Source organism: Bacteroidota bacterium, from assembly GCA_016714535.1.
Taxonomy (GTDB): Bacteria; Bacteroidota; Bacteroidia; order AKYH767-A; family OLB10; genus JADKFV01.
This window is the reverse complement of sequence record JADKDR010000004.1, coordinates 68160-87108: the sequence shown is the minus strand read 5'-3', so window position 1 is coordinate 87108 and position 18949 is coordinate 68160. Positions and strand designations below refer to the sequence as shown.

Genomic DNA, 18949 nt, shown 5'->3' with positions numbered 1-18949 from the left:
ATGAAAAAAATAATTATATTTTTTGCCTTTGTATTAGTAGCCAAAAGCTTAATTGCTCAAAAAGAAGCATACATCTGGTATTTTGGTAATCATGCAGGTATCGATTTTAATTCCGGGGCACCAGTAGGATTAAGTAATGGTGGCTTCGACACCAACGAAGGCAGCTCATCTATTTGCGATGGAATGGGCAACCTTCTCTTTTATACGGATGGCGCTAACTGTTATGATAAAAATCATAACGTAATGCCCAATGGCAGTGGCTTACTGGGTGGTTGGAGTTCTTCGCAATCAGCACTAATAGTGAAACAGCCGTTGAGTGCTAATTTGTATTACGTTTTTACATGCGAAGAATTTTCGGGCGCTGATGGACTCTGCTATTCCATAGTAGATATGAGCCTCAATGGAGGCAATGGTGATATTACTACCAAGAATGTGCAATTGTATACCCCAACAGCAGAAAAAATTACTGCAGTAAAGAATTTTTTTACTGGCGATGTTTGGGTAATTAGTCATCAAATGGGTAATAATAATTTTGTGGCACATAGCATTACATCGGCAGGAATAAATCCTGTTCCGGTTATTAGCAGCGCAGGTGCCGTTTACAGTAACTTTTCAAATTCTGAAATAGGTATGCTTAAAGCCTCCCATAATGGAAAAAGATTGGCAGCATCCATACACGGGTTGTCTATCTTTGAATTTTATGACTTCGATAATGCAACCGGAGTTGTAAGCAATGCGATTACCTGCAACGGTGCACAATATTCAGGAGCTTACGGGCTTGAGTGGTCAAATAACAATCGCTTTGTATATGGAGCAATTGAGGGGCAGGGTAGTATCTATCAGTGGGACATGCTTGCCGGCAGCGCTGCGGCTATATGTAACTCTGCTATGCAAATAGGTACCAGTGTAAGCGGAGGCTTAGGCACTTTACAAATGGCTCCTGACAAAAAAATTTATCATGCCCTGAACCAGGGGATGGCGTTTTTAAGTGTAATTAATTATCCCGATTCGCTCGGAATGGCTTGTAATTATGATGACCAGGGATTTACCCTCCCTTCCCCTGCCACCAGCCGATTAGGACTGCCCAACTTTGTTGCCAGCTATTTTGGCAATGCCGCCTTTATCAATAATTTGTGTCTTGGCGATACTACAAGTTTTTCGGTTGCCGACTCGCTCAGTGTAATTGCGGTAGCTTGGGATTTTGGTGACCCCGGCTCGGGGTCTGCTAATAATGCGTATACCTTTTCGGCTAATCATTTCTACAGCGCTCCGGGTGTTTATAATGTTCAACTTATTAATGTGTACCTCAACGGATCGAGCGATACGATCCCGCTAACGGTTACCATAAACGTTCCTACCCCCATATCACTAGGCAATGACACCACCGTTTGCCAAGGTCAAAACCTTGTATTAAGCCCCGGTACTTTTAACACATACTTGTGGAGCAATAGCTCCACAACATCTAGCATAACCCTAACCAACAGTGGAGCGTATAGTATTACCGTTACAGATCAAAACGGCTGCAAGGCGGAAGACAGCATTTTGGTTACTTTTGTCCCATGCGCGGGAGTCATCGCAAATATTGCAGCAAGCGACAGCATTTTCTGCGATAAAAATTGTATTGACTTTACCGACCTGTCGCAGAACACGCCAACAACATGGATGTGGTATTTTTCAGGGGCCGTTCCTTCTACCAGCACGCTTCAAAATCCATTGGGAATATGTTATAATAACTATGGTAGTTTTGATGTAACCCTTGTGGCCTGCAATGCCGCAGGCTGCGATTCCGTAGTGTTTCTAAACTTTATTACGGAGTTTCAATTGCCTACTGCACCAGTAGTTACGTTAAACGGCAATATGCTTAGCAGCACACCTGCCTTTAGCTATCAGTGGTTCATAGTAGGAGATACTACAGTGTACAGCATTGCACAATCATTTACGCCTACCATTAATGGTAACTATTACGTTCTCATTTCGGATAGTAATGGTTGTCAGGTACCTGGAAATGTAGTTGGTTTTTATACTGCCATGCCAAATCTTCAGCAACCCGGATGCCACGCATACTACAGTCAAGAGCAACAAGTCTTAATAATTCCATGTAAAGAAATAGTATTAGAACAGGAAATAACTTACACGGTATATGATGTTCATGGCAAGTGTGTGAAATTGGGAGTAAATAATTCAGGAGTATTGGGGATAAACATTAATTTATCTGATGTGGTAGATGGAATATATTTTGTTTCGTTACTTTCGCAACATCAAACATATTCTCTGAAATTTATCAAAAACTAAAACTATGAAACAAATCTCTCAAGTAATTCTTCTTCTTTTAAGTATGAGCGCTTTTGCGCAGAAAGAAACAGCCAATTGGTATTTTGGAAACAATGCCGGTATCGATTTTAATTCGGGCGCACCCGTAGTAGTCAACAATGGCGCTATAAGCACTACCGAGGGATGCGCTAGTATGAGCGACCCTTTAGGCAACCTGCTTTTTTACTCCGAAGGATTAACAATCTACAATGCTAATCATGTCCCCATGCCTAATGGCAGCGGATTGTTTGGAGGTGGATCTTCGTCACAGTCTTGCATAGCATTTCCAAGTCCTGCAGGCAATGGTCTTTATTATATGTTTACCGTGCCCGATGCCGCGGGCGCGGCAGGTTTATGTTACAATGTGATAGACATGAATTTAAATGGAGGATTAGGAGATGTAGTCACCAAAAACGTGAACGTAGTACCCGGGCCGGTTGCCGAAAAACTTACCGCATGCAAACACGCAAACGGTATCGACTTTTGGGTGTCGGTACATGGCAATGCAAACGCAGTATATCATACCGTATTAGTAACAGCAGCTGGCGTACAACCTGCCCTCTCGCAAACTATTGGAGCGGGTCTGACAGGTATATGGACGGGAGGAATGAGCTTTAATGGTAATGGAACTAAGCTTGCCATGAGCACCTATGATATGCATACCATGGAGTTGATAGACTTTGACAATGCAACAGGAGTTTTTAGTAATCCAGCCTCGTATATTTTTCCTAACACCTATTACCCTTATAGTACTGAATTTTCTGCCTCTGGTAATTTCCTTTATTGTTGTAATGTTGATTATACTCCGGGAGAAATTTATCAGTTTGACATGAATTCAGGATCGAACGTTAATATTTGCGCAAGCGGAATTTCTATTCATACTTTTACCGATATCCCTGGAGATATTCAGTTGGCACTGGACGGCAAAATGTATTTTGCACGTTACGCCACCAGTTGGGTAGGTGTAATTAATGCCCCCGATTCAGCCGGGAGTTTCTGCAACCCGGTTACGAATGGCGTTAATGTTAGCCCCGGAGGTTGCACCTTAGGGCTTCCTGATTTTGTGACTAATTTTCTTAGTACATCGGCAAGTGTAAAAAACCTTTGTTTTGGTGATAGTACAGAATTTACGCTTGGCAATCCTGCTTCGGTAGTGGTGTCATCCTGGGACTTTGATGACCCTGCTTCAGGCCCCAACAATACTTCGTTTATTCTTGATCCCAAGCATATGTTTACAGCACCTGGCAATTATAATGTTCAGTTGATACTTGTTTATACAAACCTGTCATCTGATACCATCACCATTCCCGTTACAATCAACCCCTTGCCAACACCAAACCTAGGCCCTGATAGTACCTTGTGCATTGGTCAATTATACAACCTTAACCCGGGTGCATATAATAGTTACCTATGGAGCAATGGCAATAGTGCTAATAATATAACAGCAGCTGCAAGCGGAACCTATACCGTGACCGTTACAGATATAAACGGATGTAAAAACGTGGACTCGGTGGCGTTGGTATTTACCGCATGTGCACAGGTTATAGTTAATATCTCTTCAAGCGATTCTTTGTTCTGTGATAAAAACTGCATAGATTTCTTTGACCAAACTCTAAATAGCCCTTACTCATGGACATGGTACTTCAGTGGAGCTTCGCCTGCCTCCTCTACCGATCAAAATCCTACTAATATCTGCTATAATCAATATGGAAAGTTTGATGTAATATTGGTGGCCTGCAACTCAATCGGTTGCGATTCGGTATTTTTCCCCGGGTTTATAACTGAGTTTCAGTTGCCAACTGCCCCAATTGCAACGCTAGTTGGGGTAACATTAAACTCCACGCAGGCATTTAGCTACCAGTGGTTTATTGTTGGAGACACTACCGTTTATAGCACTGCACAGTCATTTCAGCCAATCGTAAATGGCAATTATTATGTACTTATAGCCGACAGCAATGGATGCCAGGTGCCAAGTAATGTTATTGCTTTTACAATTGGCATTGGAGAGTCGTTAACTGATGCGGGTTTTATCCTTTCGCCTAACCCTGCCAATGACATGATTGCTCTTACTGGGCCTTATATGCAAAATGTAACTATAACGGTATACGATGTGGCTGGCAAAGTGATTCAATCGTTATCATCTATTAATACCAATAGGATTTCTATTAGCACGCAAACGCTTGCCACCGGTTGCTATCATGTGCAAGTAATTGCTGATAATAGTGTGTTATGGGGAAGGTTTGTGAGGGAGTAACGCCACTTAGATAGACGGGAAAATAGGTCGAGTCTTTTTTTATGTTAGGAGGAACTATCCGCTCTAATCGATTTATAAGAAGGCTCTATCATCGCATTTTAGGTTTTGCTATTGTATTATAAGAAAACACCTTGGGCCTAAATTACTTGGGAGTTTCCCGGTTTCTTCCCAATTTTGGTATTAATCATTGTTGAAATAGCTCTTCTTCCCTATTTGTAATGCATAAAAATAGGGGGCGAAATAACTTTTCAAATCATTATATATAGGAGGGAAAAGGCGGTAAAACATTTTTTTTTCATCGTTTGCATTCAAAATTCTAAATTTTACCTTTGCGCCCGATTTTAAAAGGGGTTTTGCTCCAATTTATCTATGAATAAGCACACAAACCGTTTCGGGATTTACGCACATATATTAGTTGCTCTATTTTTTGTTGCTGTTATATCTGCAAATGCCGTAGGGCAAGACCATGCGGCACCTGCCGAAACCATGCAGCAATTGGATAATGGCACTACCAAGGCTGATGCAGAAGCACATGCAGTATCCAACGATACACATGCAGAAGCACCGCACGAAGAAGCTAAGTTTGATGCAGGAAAAATGATAGTGGAGCATATAAGCGATGCACACGATTGGCATATTGCTGGCCATTTCTCAATCCCTTTACCTGTACTTATTTATTCGCCTACCAAAGGCTTTCATTCCTTTTTGTCTTCTAAGTTCAATCATGGGCATGATGCATATAATGGGTTTCGCCTGGAGCACAATGAAATTGTAGCTGAAGATGGAAGCAAATTATACGATTTAAGTATTACCAAGAATGTATTCGCTATGCTGATAAGTGTGGTTCTGCTAATTTTAATATTTACATCAGTTGCCAAAGCATATAGCAAGCGCACAGGCATGGCCCCAAAAGGGCTTCAATCGCTAATTGAGCCACTTATAGTTTTTGTGCGCGATGATATAGCAAAAGCATCTATTGGGCCGCACTATCAAAAGTATATGCCATACTTACTAACTGCATTTTTCTTTATTTGGATTAATAATTTATTAGGGCTTATTCCGATATTCCCTTTTGGAGCAAATGTAACCGGGAGTATAGCTGTAGCAATGGTATTAGCGGTTATTACGTTAGTAATAGTAACTGTAAAAGCAAAACCCGGATATTGGATGCATATTGTTGCCATGCCTGGAGTGCCAAAGTGGGTGCTATTTTTACTTACGCCTATTGAAATTCTTGGATTTTTCCTGCGTCCGTTTGTATTAATGATACGTCTCTTTGCGAACATTACAGCCGGACACATTATAGCCTTGGCTTTCTTTTCACTCATATTTATTTTTGGAGAGATGAATACAGGTGCAGGTATTGGTGCAGCCATATTTAGTACAGCCTTCGTAGTATTTATGACCGTACTCGAGCTACTTGTAGCCTTTCTTCAAGCATTTGTATTTACACTTCTTTCGGCCATATATATTGGAGCAGCAATCGAAGATCATCATCACGATTCGCATGCGCATGAAACTAAAGCCGAAATGGCACATTAACTGAATTTGGTTTTTTAAACGTTTTAAAATTTATATAATATGTTATCATCAATTTTGCTTGAAGCAGGTAATTTAGGAATGGGTTACGGATTGGCAGCTATAGGCGCAGGTCTTGCTGCAATGGGTGCCGGTTTAGGCATCGGTCGCATAGGTGGTTCGGCTTTAGAGTCTATGGCTCGTCAGCCCGAAATAGCAGGCGATATCCGTGCAAACATGATTCTTACCGCTGCATTGGTTGAAGGTGCTGCCTTCTTTGCCATGGTAGTAGGACTATTGGTTACCTTCAAAAGCTAAAGAATTAAATCATGAGTGCAACGCTTGGTTGCACTCTGATTTTATTTACAAAAGAGTTACTAGTTAAACATAATCTGAATTAAAAAATGGAACTTATAAAACCCTCGTTAGGACTGATATTCTGGATGCTTATTGCATTCTTTACGCTTTTATTTGTGTTAGGAAAGTTTGCCTGGAAACCTATAATGAACGCATTGAGTGAGCGCGAAAAATCCATTTCAGATGCGTTGGATGTTGCTAAGCGCACTAAGGAAGAAATGGCGCAGATACAATCGGACAACCAACGAATATTAGCAGAAGCACGCAACGAGCGTGATTTGTTATTAAAAGAAGCCCGCGATACGAAAGACAAGATTATTAACGATGCAAAGGGCAAGGCACAGGAAGAAGCTGATCGCCTAATTAAAATTGCAAGAGAAAATATACAAAATGAAAAGATGGCAGCTATTACTGAACTAAAAAATCAGGTTGCTAACTTATCGGTAGATATTGCTCAAAAATTATTGACCGAGGAACTATCATCGCCCGATAAGCAAAAGATACTCATTAAGGCGTTGCTTGAAAACGTAAACCTAAATTAATCTTTTTACTTTTTTATATAAATAAAATGTTCAATAATAAAGTAGCAGCAAGATATAGCAAAGCATTGTTTGATTTGGCACTAGAACAAAATATTCTGGTGCAGGTTAATGATGATATGCAATATATAAAGGAGGCATGCAAGGTAAGCCGCGACTTACGTACCATGCTCCAAAGCCCTGTTGTGAAGCCCAATACCAAGAAAAGTGTAATGCATGCGTTGCTGGCTGATAAAGTAAATAAATTAACCATGGAGTTTATTAATTTGCTTACAGTAAAAGGTCGTGCAGGTGATGTTGAAGGAATTGCAACCGCATTTACTAATTCATATTTGAAACATATAGGAGTTGAAAGAGCACAAATTACTACTGCTATTGCACTTGACGAATCAATGCGTACTTCTGTAAAAACGGTAATTAAACAAGCGATTGGCAAAGAGGTTTCGCTTGAAGAAAAAGTAGATAAAGATATTTTAGGTGGATTTATTATCCGTGTTGGCGACCGACAGGACGACACATCGCTTCGAACCAAGTTAGATAAGTTGCGCAGGAAATTCCAGGAAAACCCTTACATAAAAGAATATTGATTTTAATTAAGTTGATAAAATAACTTTTAAGCAGACTAATACTTAGATGCTTAGAGAATACAAAAACAAAAATGGCGGAAATAAAACCAGCAGAAATATCTGCAATTTTAAAGCAACAGCTTTCAAATTTTAAAACAGCTTCTGAACTAGAAGAAGTTGGTACCATACTTCAAGTAGGAGATGGTATTGCACGTTTGTACGGTTTACAAAATGTACAAAGTGGAGAATTGATAGAGTTTCAAAACGGCCTTCAAGGGATTGTATTAAATCTGGAAGAAGATAATGTAGGGGCGGTATTGTTAGGGCCACAAGGAAATCTGAGCGAAGGAGATACGGCTAAAAGAACAGGCCGCATTGCATCTATACATGCAGGTGAAGGATTACTAGGCCGCGTAGTTGATGCCTTAGGAAATCCGATAGATGGAAAAGGCCCAATTACAGGAGAGAAGTTTGAAATGCCTATTGAACGGAAGGCACCGGGTGTAATTTACCGTCAGCCAGTAACTGAACCTTTGCAAACAGGAATTAAAGCTATTGATGCCATGATTCCGATAGGGCGCGGGCAACGTGAGTTGGTAATTGGCGATCGTCAAACCGGAAAAACAGCTGTGTGTATTGACACCATCATTAATCAACGCGAATTTTATGATGCTGGCAAACCAGTATATTGTATCTATGTTGCCATTGGACAAAAAGGAAGTACGGTAGCCAATATTGTAAAAATATTGGAAGAGCGCGGTGCTATGCCATATACCATTGTAGTTGCTGCCTCTGCTGCTGAGCCTGCTCCTATGCAGTTTTTTGCGCCATTGTGCGGGGCTGCTATTGGCGAATACTTTCGCGATACAGGCCGTCCAGCGTTAATTATATATGATGATTTATCTAAGCAAGCAGTAGCTTATCGTGAAGTATCGCTATTGTTGCGCAGACCACCGGGACGCGAAGCATATCCTGGCGATGTATTTTATCTACATAGCCGCTTGCTTGAGCGTGCTGCCAAGGTGATTAACTCTGATGAAATTGCAGCACAGATGAACGACCTACCACCCTCGTTGAAAGGAAAAGTAAAAGGTGGAGGCTCATTAACTGCATTACCTATAATTGAAACACAGGCAGGTGATGTGTCTGCATATATTCCTACTAACGTAATTTCCATTACGGATGGACAAATATTTCTAGAGGCAAACCTGTTTAATAGCGGTGTTCGCCCTGCTATTAACGTGGGTATAAGTGTTTCGCGTGTGGGAGGTAATGCCCAGATTAAATCGATGAAAAAAGTAGCAGGAACCTTAAAGCTCGATCAGGCACAATACCGGGAGTTGGAAGCTTTTGCTAAGTTCGGAAGTGATTTGGATGCTGCCACAAAAGCAGTTATCGACAAAGGTTCGCGCAATGTGGAAGTGCTTAAGCAAGGTCAGTACTCGCCAGTTACTGTTGAAAAACAAATTGCTATTATCTACTTAGGAACAAAAGGATTGCTGCGCAGTGTGCCTATAAATAAAGTAAAAGATTTTGAAGCCGATTTCCTTAATACGTTGGAAGTGCGACATAAGGGCATATTAGATAAACTAAAGGCAGGCCAATTGGATGATGAAATTACAGGCACTTTGGAGCGCGTAGGTAAGGAGTTATCCAGGCGTTACGAATAATCGTGAAGGTTAATTATACTATAAAAACGCCCGCTTTAATTTTAAAGTGGGTTTTTTATTTTATTTTTGAAATCGTTATTCAAATATCAACATGATGAAAATAATTATTGGAGTTTTTTTGGTTTTGGTTTGTTCCATTTATTCTTGCAAAAAGCAAGGTATAGAAACTTTTGATTGTGCCGGAACAGTAGCAACGTATAATGGTACCGTTAAAGCTATTTTAGATTCCAAGTGTGCAACTTCGGGTTGCCATAATGCAACAAGTAATGCAGCAGGGATTAATTTAAGTTCGTATTCTTCTGCCAAATCGGTAGCAGGTCAAGATAAGTTTCTTGGTTCGATACAACATAAGTCCGGGTTTAGTAAAATGCCCCAAGATGCTTCTAAGCTAGATGATGCGACTATTAAAACGCTTTCATGCTGGGTGCAAAATGGTACCCCTGAGAATTAATGCAGTGGGCTTAAAGTTTTTTTTCAATTGAATTATTTAGGATGTTAAGCGCATTTCGAAAAGCCAAAGGATTTTTTATTTCAATAAAACATCCCAGCTTTTTTTACAAAAGTGATTGTATGCTATAGAGTTGTTGCAGATATAGATGAAACTAATAGCTTAGGACGTACTATTGGATGTAACTATTTCTTTAGAAAGAAATACAAAGTTAATTTGAAATTATGAACGAAAGAGTTGTCAGCATGTTGCAATAAAGTTGCGCCTTTAGCCATAAAGCCTTTTTCCCGTAATTTTATTATTTCATAAAACATTTGAATTCCAATACAACAACTTTTTCTTATTGTCGAGTTGTATTGAAAAGCATCCTAATGCGAATTTAAAAAATTTGCAGAAACGGACAAATAAAAAGCAAAGTGCACGCTTAACTTTGCTTTCATAAATTTAAATAAAATGAAAAAAATAAATCTACTATTAATTGCAGGGATTTTCTTGATTGGAACAACAGCAAGATCGCAACAAGTGCCTGTTATACTTGATGCTATGTTATCTCAGGCATTGGATAGCATGCATACGCAATTAGGAAATAAATCGCTGAGCGCTGCTGTGCAATTATCAAATAGCGCGGTATGGACAGATGCAATTGGAATTTCGTCAGTGCAGCCTCCGGTAGCAGTTACACCCACTTATGTTTATGGATTGGGAAGTGTGGCTAAAACGATGACTGCTGCCTGCATATTGCAATTGCTAGATTCAGCTTTTATTGAGCTTGATGATAGTCTGTATCAGTACCTTGATACGTTTACACACATTAGTCCCAATGTTACTATTGCTCAACTGCTAAGGCACCAAAGCGGGTTATATGATGTTTTTGCAAATACTAACTTGCAACCAACACTGCTTGGTGATCCTGATTCGGTGTGGAATTCAGAGGATATCATCACCACATTTATTAAGGCACCTACCGGACTGCCCGGTGGCCCATGGAAATATTGTAATACCAATTATATTTTGCTCGGAATGATTATAGAATCAGTCACAGGCAATCCATATCATGTAGAGTTGAAAAACCGCTTTTTTAATTATTTGGGATTGGCAAGTATTGGCACCTCATCTCACGATACCCTGGCAGGCCCTATTGCCCACGCGTGGATAGATTTAAATGGTGATCAGATTACAGATGATGCACACTGGTTTTTCTTCCCGTGGTTATCACTTAATTCAGCCGCAGGTGCAGCAGGAGGATATTACGGGAATGCAGAAGATGTTACAAAATGGATGCGGGCATACCAGCGTGGCGAGTTACATTCTGCAGGAACCTTAGCACAAGCTCAAGCAACTATTAATGCCCCGGGATTGCCATGCACCTATGGCCTGGGACTGATGAATTATGATTTCACCGGAATTTTTGGTTATGGACATGGGGGCGATCTTGGTTACAGCGCAAGCTCATGGTATTTTCCTTTGTATGATATAAGTATAACGGTATTAAATAACGATGCTGATTTTATTTCGTGGGATTTAATTCCCGTAGTTGAAGCGTTACTTTTAAAGTATACCGAATATATAAATACAGTTTCAATATATGAAAGCCAAACAAATACAACGGCCATAAATGTTTTTCCTAATCCGTTTAATCAAACACTTACACTTGCAACCATGTTTTCGCAGGCAGCAGATGAATTGCGCATCGATTTATATAATGCAAGTGGACAGCAAATGCAAACGAAAACTTTTAGCAATATAACATCAGGGCAAAACATTTTTGAAATGGAAGAAGCCATAAGGCTTGCTGCAGGGTTTTATACCATGCATATATACGTTGATGGTCAAAAAGTTCGCGTGCAAAAATTAGTAAAGCAATAAAAGCAATAAGGTGTAGTAAATCTTTGCGGCTTCAATTGGCTTTTAAAAAAAGTTTTTTCATCGTCTTATTTATTTAGAAAAGTTCTTTAGTAATAGCCAACTGATCCGGTTGGCTATTATTATTTTACCAATTGCTTTTCTTCTACGCCTTCTACATTCCTTGCTTTGGGGCGCTAACTTTTGGTAAAGCGATAGCAGAGAGCCACCGTAATTACACTTGTATCAAGCAAGATGTACCATTAGGATGTTGATTTTTTCAGGCACTTAATCCCTTCGCCCGTTCGCAAAGATTACCTTGTGCTTTTATCATTGCAGATAAAAGCAACAATTGAAGATACAATGTTCTTTCTTCAAACGAGCAATTGAAAATGCTAAACAAAAATGACACTTTTGATATAACGTTTGCTTACCCCTTTCTAAAAATTATTGCAAGTATTTGGAAGGAGAAACTCCAAAGTGTTGTTTAAAAGCCTTGCTAAAACTATGAATATCCGAATAGCCAGACTGGGAAGCTACTTCGGTAATTGAATGATGGCCACATTGAATTAATGTGTGGCAATGAATTAATTTTTTTGTTGTAAGATATTTATGCGGGGTAACTTTAAAAACAGACCTGAACAAACGGTAAAAATGAAATTCGCTTAATCCACAAACTTCAGCTATCGATTTTACATTTAAGTTATGTAAAAAATAATCGTCCATAAACTCTTTGCCACGAATTAGTCGTTGATGCAATTCGAGCCTTGTACTTTGTTTTACTACTGTAATCGATTGCAGTTCATTATGCATTTTGATATGATCATCTATCAGCGCCTTTGCCACTTGATAATAAAAATCAGTTGGCAATGTAAATTGGCCTTGAGTAGTGGCAATAATACGATTGCAAATGGAGGCAAGGTTAGCGCCAACGTTTGTTTGCTTACTGCTCAATACAGATGGTGCGTAATTTTCTCGTGCAAAAAAATTTAATTGAGTTGAATCCATTTGAACCAAATCAGGATGTGCATAACTAGATACTACCTGTGATAGTAAATGTCGGTCAACATCAATGCAAATGCCATGCACATCCTGCTTGCAATCAACATATAAATGAGCCGATGAGTGATGATTGGCCAATAGATAATGCCCTTCTTTAACGTTTAATGGCTTTCCATTTATGCGATATGATTCATGACCAGTATGAACATACTTAATTGAAAAGTTACGAATGGGTATATTCTTTTCAAATTGACGAACAACGGAGTGGTCTACTATGTTGCCAGCATGATTATTGGCCATATTGTTTTCAAGCGGTACAAATCTTTGCATCCAAATAAATGATTAGCTAATTAAGGCAAAGCCAAAGTAGATGAATAAGGAAATCCTTAGCGTTTACAACATGTTATTTAACGTAAGTTTAGGTTGGTATAACAATACCATTAATTCCCTTTGCGAGAATAACAAACTTACAATACCCCTTTGTTAGCCAACTGCCCACAAGCTGCATCAATATCTTTGCCGCGACTTCTGCGAATGTTTACAATCAGTTTTTTCTTTTCGAGGTAGTCTTTAAATGCAAAGAGTTTAGTATCTGTTGTTTTAGTAAACAGACCATCGCCTATGGAGTTATATTCAATCAGATTGATTTTTACCGGAACATGTTTTGCAAATTCTGCCAGCTCATAGGCATCTTGCAGGTTGTCGTTAACGTTATTAAATACAATGTATTCAAGTGTAATTTCGTTTTTCGTTTTTTCGTAAAAATATTTTAATGCATCGCGCAGCGCCTCCAGATTATTATGCTCATTGATGGGCATAATCTGATCACGCTTTTTATCGTTAGCTGCATGTAGCGACAAAGCAAGATTAAATCGAACCTGATCGTCACCCAGTTTCATGATCATCTTGGCTATGCCAGCAGTACTTACGGTAATGCGACTTGGGCTCATTCCAAGCCCTTCGGGGCTTGTAATGTGGGCAATAGACTGCAGCACATTGGCATAATTTAGCAATGGCTCACCCATGCCCATATACACAATGTTGGATAAGGGGATATCATAGTTTTCTGATGCCTGACGGTGTATCATTACCACCTGATCATAAATTTCGGCAGCAGTTAAATTTCGGATACGGTCTAACTTTCCGGTTGCGCAAAACTTGCAAGTAAGGCTGCAACCTACTTGGCTGCTTACACATGCGGTCATTCGCGTTTCAGTAGGTATCAGTACGCCTTCTATCAGATGCTTGTCGTGTAAGCGAAATACATTTTTTATAGTGCGGTCACTACTGGTTTGTGTTTGGTAAATGGAAATAGGATTAATACAAAAACTTGCATCCAATTGCTCGCGCAGCTCTTTCGATAGATTCGTCATTTGCTCAAAGGTGATAGCTGATTTTTTCCATAGCCACTCATATACCTGCTTTACACGAAATGCAGGCTGCTTATGCTCCTGCATCCAGCTTGTAATTTCTTCCTTCGATAAAATTCGTATGTCTTTTTTTTCTTGCATGAGGATGCAAAGATAACATTTGAATGGGCTTGGAGCTTATTGGTGAAAACGAATATCTCCATTCCTGCTAGAATGGTTATATAGTTTTAAAGCTGGCTCTTAATTTAAATTCCAAAAATCGCTTGCGAATTTTCGGTCGTAATTCTGGCAATGTCTTTTACGTTCACATGTTTTATTTCTGCAATTTTTTCTGCTATCAATCGTAAGTAAACCGGGCAATTTTGCTTCCCCGGTAAGGGACAGGAGCTAAGTAAGGAGCATCGGTTTCCAGTACAATTTGTTGTAAATCGATTAATTCTACCTCTTTATCCAATCCTGCTTTTTTAAAGGTAACTACTCCTCCTATGCCAAAATAAAATCCCATATCGCTTATGGCTTTTATTTCATCGGCACTTCCACTGTAACAATGAAATATACCATGCAAGTTAAGATGACTGTATTGTTGCAGGATTTCGATGGTTTCGCGGGTAGCGTTGCGGGTATGCAAACTAACAGGAAGCGATAATTCAGAAGCCAGGTGCAGTTGATGTATGAGTGCTTTTTTTTGCTCTTCTACATGCTTCAAATCCCAGTAATAGTCAAGGCCAATCTCGCCAATAGCATAATATTTAACCGTGCTATCGGCAATAACTTTTTCTATTTGCTTCAAATCCTGCGCATAATTTTCATTTACATAGCAAGGATGTAAGCCCATCATGGCAAAGCAATTGTCAGGATATGCCTGTGCCAGTTTAATCGTTCGGTTTATACTAAGTATATCAATATTAGGCAAAAAAAACCTGCTTACATTATGTGCTATAGCATCTTTAATAAGTGTTTCGCGGGTGTTATCAAACTCCTCTAAGTATAAATGGATATGTGTGTCGGTTAGTACCATGGTGCAAAAGTATGATTCCTGTTTGCATCGTTTGAATTAAATATAATTTTGACCTCAAATAATTCTGGAGTGCCTAAGTTTTTAATTCTACGCTTTAGCTCGATTGGTGATATCGTTTTGACATCACCGGTGATGCGTTGTATAAAACAGCAGTTGAATAATGCAGAAGTACATTTTTTTACCAAAAAGCAATTTGAACCTATAATAGCGCACAATCCGTACATCGATAAGTACTTTCTGCTCGACCATGACATCAAGCCAATTTTGCAACAATTAAAACAGGAAAAGTATGACTATGTAATCGATTTGCATCACAACCTTCGAACAGCTCAAATTAAGTTTGCCCTTCGCGCTAAAGCCTTTTCATTTGACAAGCTTAATTTACGAAAATTGCTGCTAACTCAGTTTAAAATTAATAAGCTGCCCGATGTACACATTGTTCAGCGGTATATGGATACCGTTACATCGTTGGGAGTGATGAATGATGATGCAGGACTCAATTATTTTATAGCTGCTCATGATGAGGTAGATGTAAACAAATCTTTTGGTTTAGGCAAAGGCTCTTTCATTGTTTATGCAATAGGTGGGCAGCATGCAACCAAGCGTTTACCCTCCGATATGATATCATCTATTGTAGGGCAATTAAAGCAGCCTGTAATATTAATTGGCAGTAAGGAAGATGACCAGGTAGCACAGGCAGTTTTAAGTAGTGCAAAAAATAGTAGCAAGGTGATTAATGCGTGCGGCTTATACAATCTCAATCAATCGGTTTCTATTGTTAGCCAGAGCAAAGCGGTGCTTACGCACGATACTGCCATGATGCATGTAGCGGCTGCGTTTCGCAAGCCGGTAATTTCGGTGTGGGGCAATACTACACCACGCTTTGGCATGTCGCCCTATTATGGAAAAGAATGTGTGCCTCAATACATAGCCGAGGTAAGCGACTTAGGGTGCAGGCCTTGTTCCAAGCTTGGATATGACAAATGCCCCAAAGGGCATTTCAATTGCATGCGCATGCAAGATGTAACTGCCATAGCACAAGCTGCTAACCGATTATTCGAAATAACTTAATTTTCATTTTTCCTCTTGTGTTGCTTCGCATTTTTAAGTTGATTTGTTGCAAATAATATTTTACCGATGATAAAAAAATCTTTTTTGTTGGCAACGTTGTGTGCAGGTTGCCTGAGCACCAAAGCACAACCTGCTGTATATGCAAGTATTGACACTACACGCACCAAAGTTGAAGGAAAAAAGAATTTGGAGTTTCTTGAAGTAAGAAATCAGAGTGATGAAATAGCTGAATCCGGATATTTGCTTCAGGGTAAAAAAGATGGGGTATGGAAAAAGTACTATACCAATGGTCCACTTAATAGGCTCGAAGAATACTCGGATGGCGTTTTAAATGGCACTGTGGTAGAACTTAACCGGGGAGGTACCATTGATCTCGATGAAAATTATGTTGATGGAAAGTTACATGGTTTGCGTGTAAAGTATCATTATGGTATGCAGTCGGTCATAGAACATTATAAAAGTGGACTGCTACATGGCGAAAAAATAATGTATTACGAAAACAGTCAGAAACAGGAAGAAGGAGTTTATAACAACGGAAAGCGTGAAGGCGAAACCAAATGGTATAACCAAGATGGAAAACTAATAACCATGTACACCTACAAGGATGGAAGATTAGAAGGGCCTATCAAAGAGTATTATGCAAATGGTACTGTTCAAAAAGAGGGTAATCACATAAACGATGTTGAAGAAGGAGAATGGAAGGAATACTCCGAAGATGGTAAACTTAAGAAAACAGTACTTTATAAAAATGGTACGGTGGTGAAAGAAATACTGGCTAAGTGATTTGCATCTAGGAACTTTGCTATGGTTGAAGGGATAAGATTTTTGGATTTGGACTATGAGTTTAATTGTAAACTTTTTTTAAGTCGGTATTATATTTATCTAATTGATTTTTTGAATGCAAATTTCCTTTTATCTACGTTGGCCACCGTACTAGGCTGTTTTAATTGCTTACAATGCAAATGCGCTGACTGCAGTGCGCCTGCTATGTTCTACAAAATGCGCCTTACTTAACAAAAAATTTGTTCCTAATAAATTCGAAATCTAGACAGCGTTAGAGATGCAAAGACACTTTTGCTTATTGAAGTTTTTGCAAACTTCACCGTAGTTCATATTGCATAAATAATTGTAATTAATTCTATCCAACATTAGAAAAAAATAGCCGAACCTTATGGTTTATTCTTATCTTGCATTAAATATAATAGAGAGAAAATTCTATTAATCAATCAATAAAAGTTCAGCAATACGTATTTGCCAGAATTAGCTAGAAAATTTCAAAATCTTTAATAATCGTTAAACAAAAAAAATTATGAGAAAGAAAATTAACCTACTTGGAGCTGCGTCACTGCTTACAGTAGCCTTGAGCGTACACACCGTTCAGGCACAATGGGCGCTTACCGGAAATTCGGGTACCACCCCCGGAACAAATTTTATTGGCACCACCGATGCTAAAAACTTGCAAATAAAAACAAACAATGCTGTAAGAGTCACGGTGAGTTCAGCAGGCAATGTTGGAATTGGCAATACCAATCCTTCTACCCGACTGCACGTTACAGGCAGTGCACGTATAACCGGCAGCCTTGGTATAGGAGTTACAAACCCTCCAGCCAAGCTATCGGTAAATGGCGATATTCAAATTACTAATTCAAATATACCGATGGGTTTGACGACAGAAGTTTTTGGCAATACACCAATACTCAATTTCGATGTCAATTTCCGCCATCCAAACCTTTACAACGACTACAGAGGTGCCGCATTTCGAATTGACAGTCGCGACAATACCCCTACGTTTTCATGGTTATATCGACCTAAGCAGTCAACCGTTGAAAAAATTTATATGGTTCTTGATTCAGCAGGGAATTTGTTTCTCAATGATGTTAATCCCGGATCTTATGCAGGTGCGAAATTTGGTGTAAAGGCACCCACCAATGCCATCATTGGTATTGTGACCAATAACATAACACAGGCCGTTACAGGAATAGCTAATGGTACAAACTCCTATGGAATATATGGTGTAAGTTCAGGAGGTTATGCCGGCTATTTTGTTGGCAATGTATATTGCACCGGTTCTTATTTGCCATCGGATGAAAAGCTAAAAACCAACATTGTTCCCATACAAAATGCGCTACAACAAGTGATGAGGTTAGAAGTGAAGACATACGACTTTAAGGTAGGAGAGTTTTCTGGAATGAATTTACCTGCGGTAAAGCAGCATGGTTTTATAGCTCAAAATTTGGAAACGGTTTTTCCTGAACTTATACGCAACAATGATGCGAATGAAAAGTTGGGGCAACAAGCATTTAAATCGGTAAACTATATTGGAATGATACCCGTACTTACTGCTGCCATGCAGGAGCAGGAAAAACAATTGCAAGCCAAGGAGGCAAGTCTTAATGAATTAAAAAACAGTAATGCACAACTACAAAAACAGCTTGAAGAATTGACCACTCAGATGCAAAAATTTGAAACGGCACTGTCACAATGTTGTTTGGGTTTGGCGCCTACAGAAAAAAGCAAGGCGCTGCACCGGCCTTGGATGAAGCACAATTGGAACAAAACAATCCTAATCCATTTTCGAAACAATCGGTAATTGAATTTTATGTTCCTGCTAAATTCCATTCTGCGCAATTGGTGGTTGCAGATATGAAGGGTGTGCCAATAAAAATTTTTGATATTAATACGGCAGGTACACAACAAGTAATTATACATGCAAATGAATTTGCAGCAGGCAGTTATTTTTATTCGTTGTTTCTAGATGGTGCAAAGGTTGCAACCAAAAAAATGGAATTGACAAAATAAACGTATTGCAGAGGTAGGCTTATTGAAGACTATAAAGGTGCAGTAGCAGATACTGTACCTTTTTTTTAAAATCAGATATACACACATGCAGGGTTATTTTTATGCAAGCGTATTTTATGTTTATGCAATTTAATATTACTTTAAAAACAAAGATACCTTATTGATAAATCTTGTTATGTATACCA

General features: G+C 39.2%; 15 protein-coding genes and 1 pseudogene. 13 read left to right on the top strand and 3 right to left on the bottom strand.

Annotation, left to right across the window (positions count from 1 at the left end; all coding sequences use genetic code 11):
• From IPO27_06260 to IPO27_06220, 9 genes are all read left to right on the top strand, one after another.
• Positions 1–2292: a T9SS type A sorting domain-containing protein gene (locus tag IPO27_06260; protein MBK8846189.1), complete on the top strand. Its 2292-nt coding sequence runs from the start codon at positions 1–3 to the stop codon at positions 2290–2292.
• 4 nt (positions 2293–2296) lie between these two features.
• Complete coding sequence (locus IPO27_06255; GenBank protein MBK8846188.1) at positions 2297–4564, top strand: T9SS type A sorting domain-containing protein; 2268 nt, start codon at positions 2297–2299, stop codon at positions 4562–4564.
• 369 nt (positions 4565–4933) lie between these two features.
• Positions 4934–6106 carry a F0F1 ATP synthase subunit A gene (gene atpB / locus IPO27_06250; protein MBK8846187.1) on the top strand — a complete coding sequence of 391 codons (1173 nt, stop codon included), beginning with the start codon at positions 4934–4936 and terminating at the stop codon, positions 6104–6106.
• A gap of 39 nt (positions 6107–6145) precedes the next feature.
• Positions 6146–6400, top strand: coding sequence for an ATP synthase F0 subunit C (gene atpE, locus IPO27_06245; protein ID MBK8846186.1), 255 nt, complete (start codon positions 6146–6148; stop codon positions 6398–6400).
• A gap of 86 nt (positions 6401–6486) precedes the next feature.
• Positions 6487–6981 (top strand): F0F1 ATP synthase subunit B, encoded by a 495-nt coding sequence (locus tag IPO27_06240; GenBank protein ID MBK8846185.1) that lies wholly within the window; start codon positions 6487–6489, stop codon positions 6979–6981.
• A gap of 26 nt (positions 6982–7007) precedes the next feature.
• Positions 7008–7565, top strand: a complete 558-nt coding sequence (gene atpH, locus IPO27_06235) for an ATP synthase F1 subunit delta (protein ID MBK8846184.1) — start codon at positions 7008–7010, stop codon at positions 7563–7565.
• A gap of 71 nt (positions 7566–7636) precedes the next feature.
• Positions 7637–9214 carry a F0F1 ATP synthase subunit alpha gene (locus IPO27_06230; protein MBK8846183.1) on the top strand — a complete coding sequence of 526 codons (1578 nt, stop codon included), beginning with the start codon at positions 7637–7639 and terminating at the stop codon, positions 9212–9214.
• A 91-nt stretch (positions 9215–9305) separates the two neighbouring features.
• A complete protein-coding gene (locus IPO27_06225; GenBank protein MBK8846182.1) occupies positions 9306–9665 on the top strand; it encodes a hypothetical protein in 360 nt (119 codons plus the stop codon).
• Positions 9666–10115: 450 nt separating this feature from the next.
• Positions 10116–11528, top strand: coding sequence for a serine hydrolase (locus tag IPO27_06220; protein MBK8846181.1), 1413 nt, complete (start codon positions 10116–10118; stop codon positions 11526–11528).
• A 423-nt stretch (positions 11529–11951) separates the two neighbouring features.
• Here the strand turns inward: IPO27_06220 and IPO27_06215 are convergent, their stop codons facing one another.
• The 3 genes and pseudogenes from IPO27_06215 to IPO27_06205 all read right to left on the bottom strand — a co-directional run bounded on the left by IPO27_06215 (position 11952) and on the right by IPO27_06205 (position 14894).
• A complete protein-coding gene (locus tag IPO27_06215) occupies positions 11952–12836 on the bottom strand; it encodes a helix-turn-helix transcriptional regulator (protein ID MBK8846180.1) in 885 nt (294 codons plus the stop codon).
• Positions 12837–12973: 137 nt separating this feature from the next.
• A complete protein-coding gene (gene rlmN, locus IPO27_06210) occupies positions 12974–14017 on the bottom strand; it encodes a 23S rRNA (adenine(2503)-C(2))-methyltransferase RlmN (GenBank protein ID MBK8846179.1) in 1044 nt (347 codons plus the stop codon).
• A gap of 104 nt (positions 14018–14121) precedes the next feature.
• Positions 14122–14894, bottom strand: a pseudogene (locus tag IPO27_06205) (TatD family hydrolase).
• A gap of 132 nt (positions 14895–15026) precedes the next feature.
• Between IPO27_06205 and IPO27_06200 the strand changes: the two are divergent.
• The 4 genes from IPO27_06200 to IPO27_06185 all read left to right on the top strand — a co-directional run bounded on the left by IPO27_06200 (position 15027) and on the right by IPO27_06185 (position 18764).
• Positions 15027–15965: a glycosyltransferase family 9 protein gene (locus IPO27_06200; GenBank protein MBK8846178.1), complete on the top strand. Its 939-nt coding sequence runs from the start codon at positions 15027–15029 to the stop codon at positions 15963–15965.
• A gap of 66 nt (positions 15966–16031) precedes the next feature.
• On the top strand, positions 16032–16748 hold the full coding sequence (locus IPO27_06195) for a toxin-antitoxin system YwqK family antitoxin (protein MBK8846177.1): 717 nt from the start codon (positions 16032–16034) through the stop codon (positions 16746–16748).
• A 526-nt stretch (positions 16749–17274) separates the two neighbouring features.
• A complete protein-coding gene (locus IPO27_06190) occupies positions 17275–18555 on the top strand; it encodes a tail fiber domain-containing protein (GenBank protein MBK8846176.1) in 1281 nt (426 codons plus the stop codon).
• The gene (locus IPO27_06185; GenBank protein ID MBK8846175.1) at positions 18498–18764 is read left to right on the top strand and encodes a hypothetical protein; all 267 of its coding nucleotides are present in this window, start codon (positions 18498–18500) and stop codon (positions 18762–18764) included. Before IPO27_06190 ends, IPO27_06185 begins: the two co-directional genes overlap by 58 nt.
• Positions 18765–18949 lie beyond the last annotated feature (185 nt).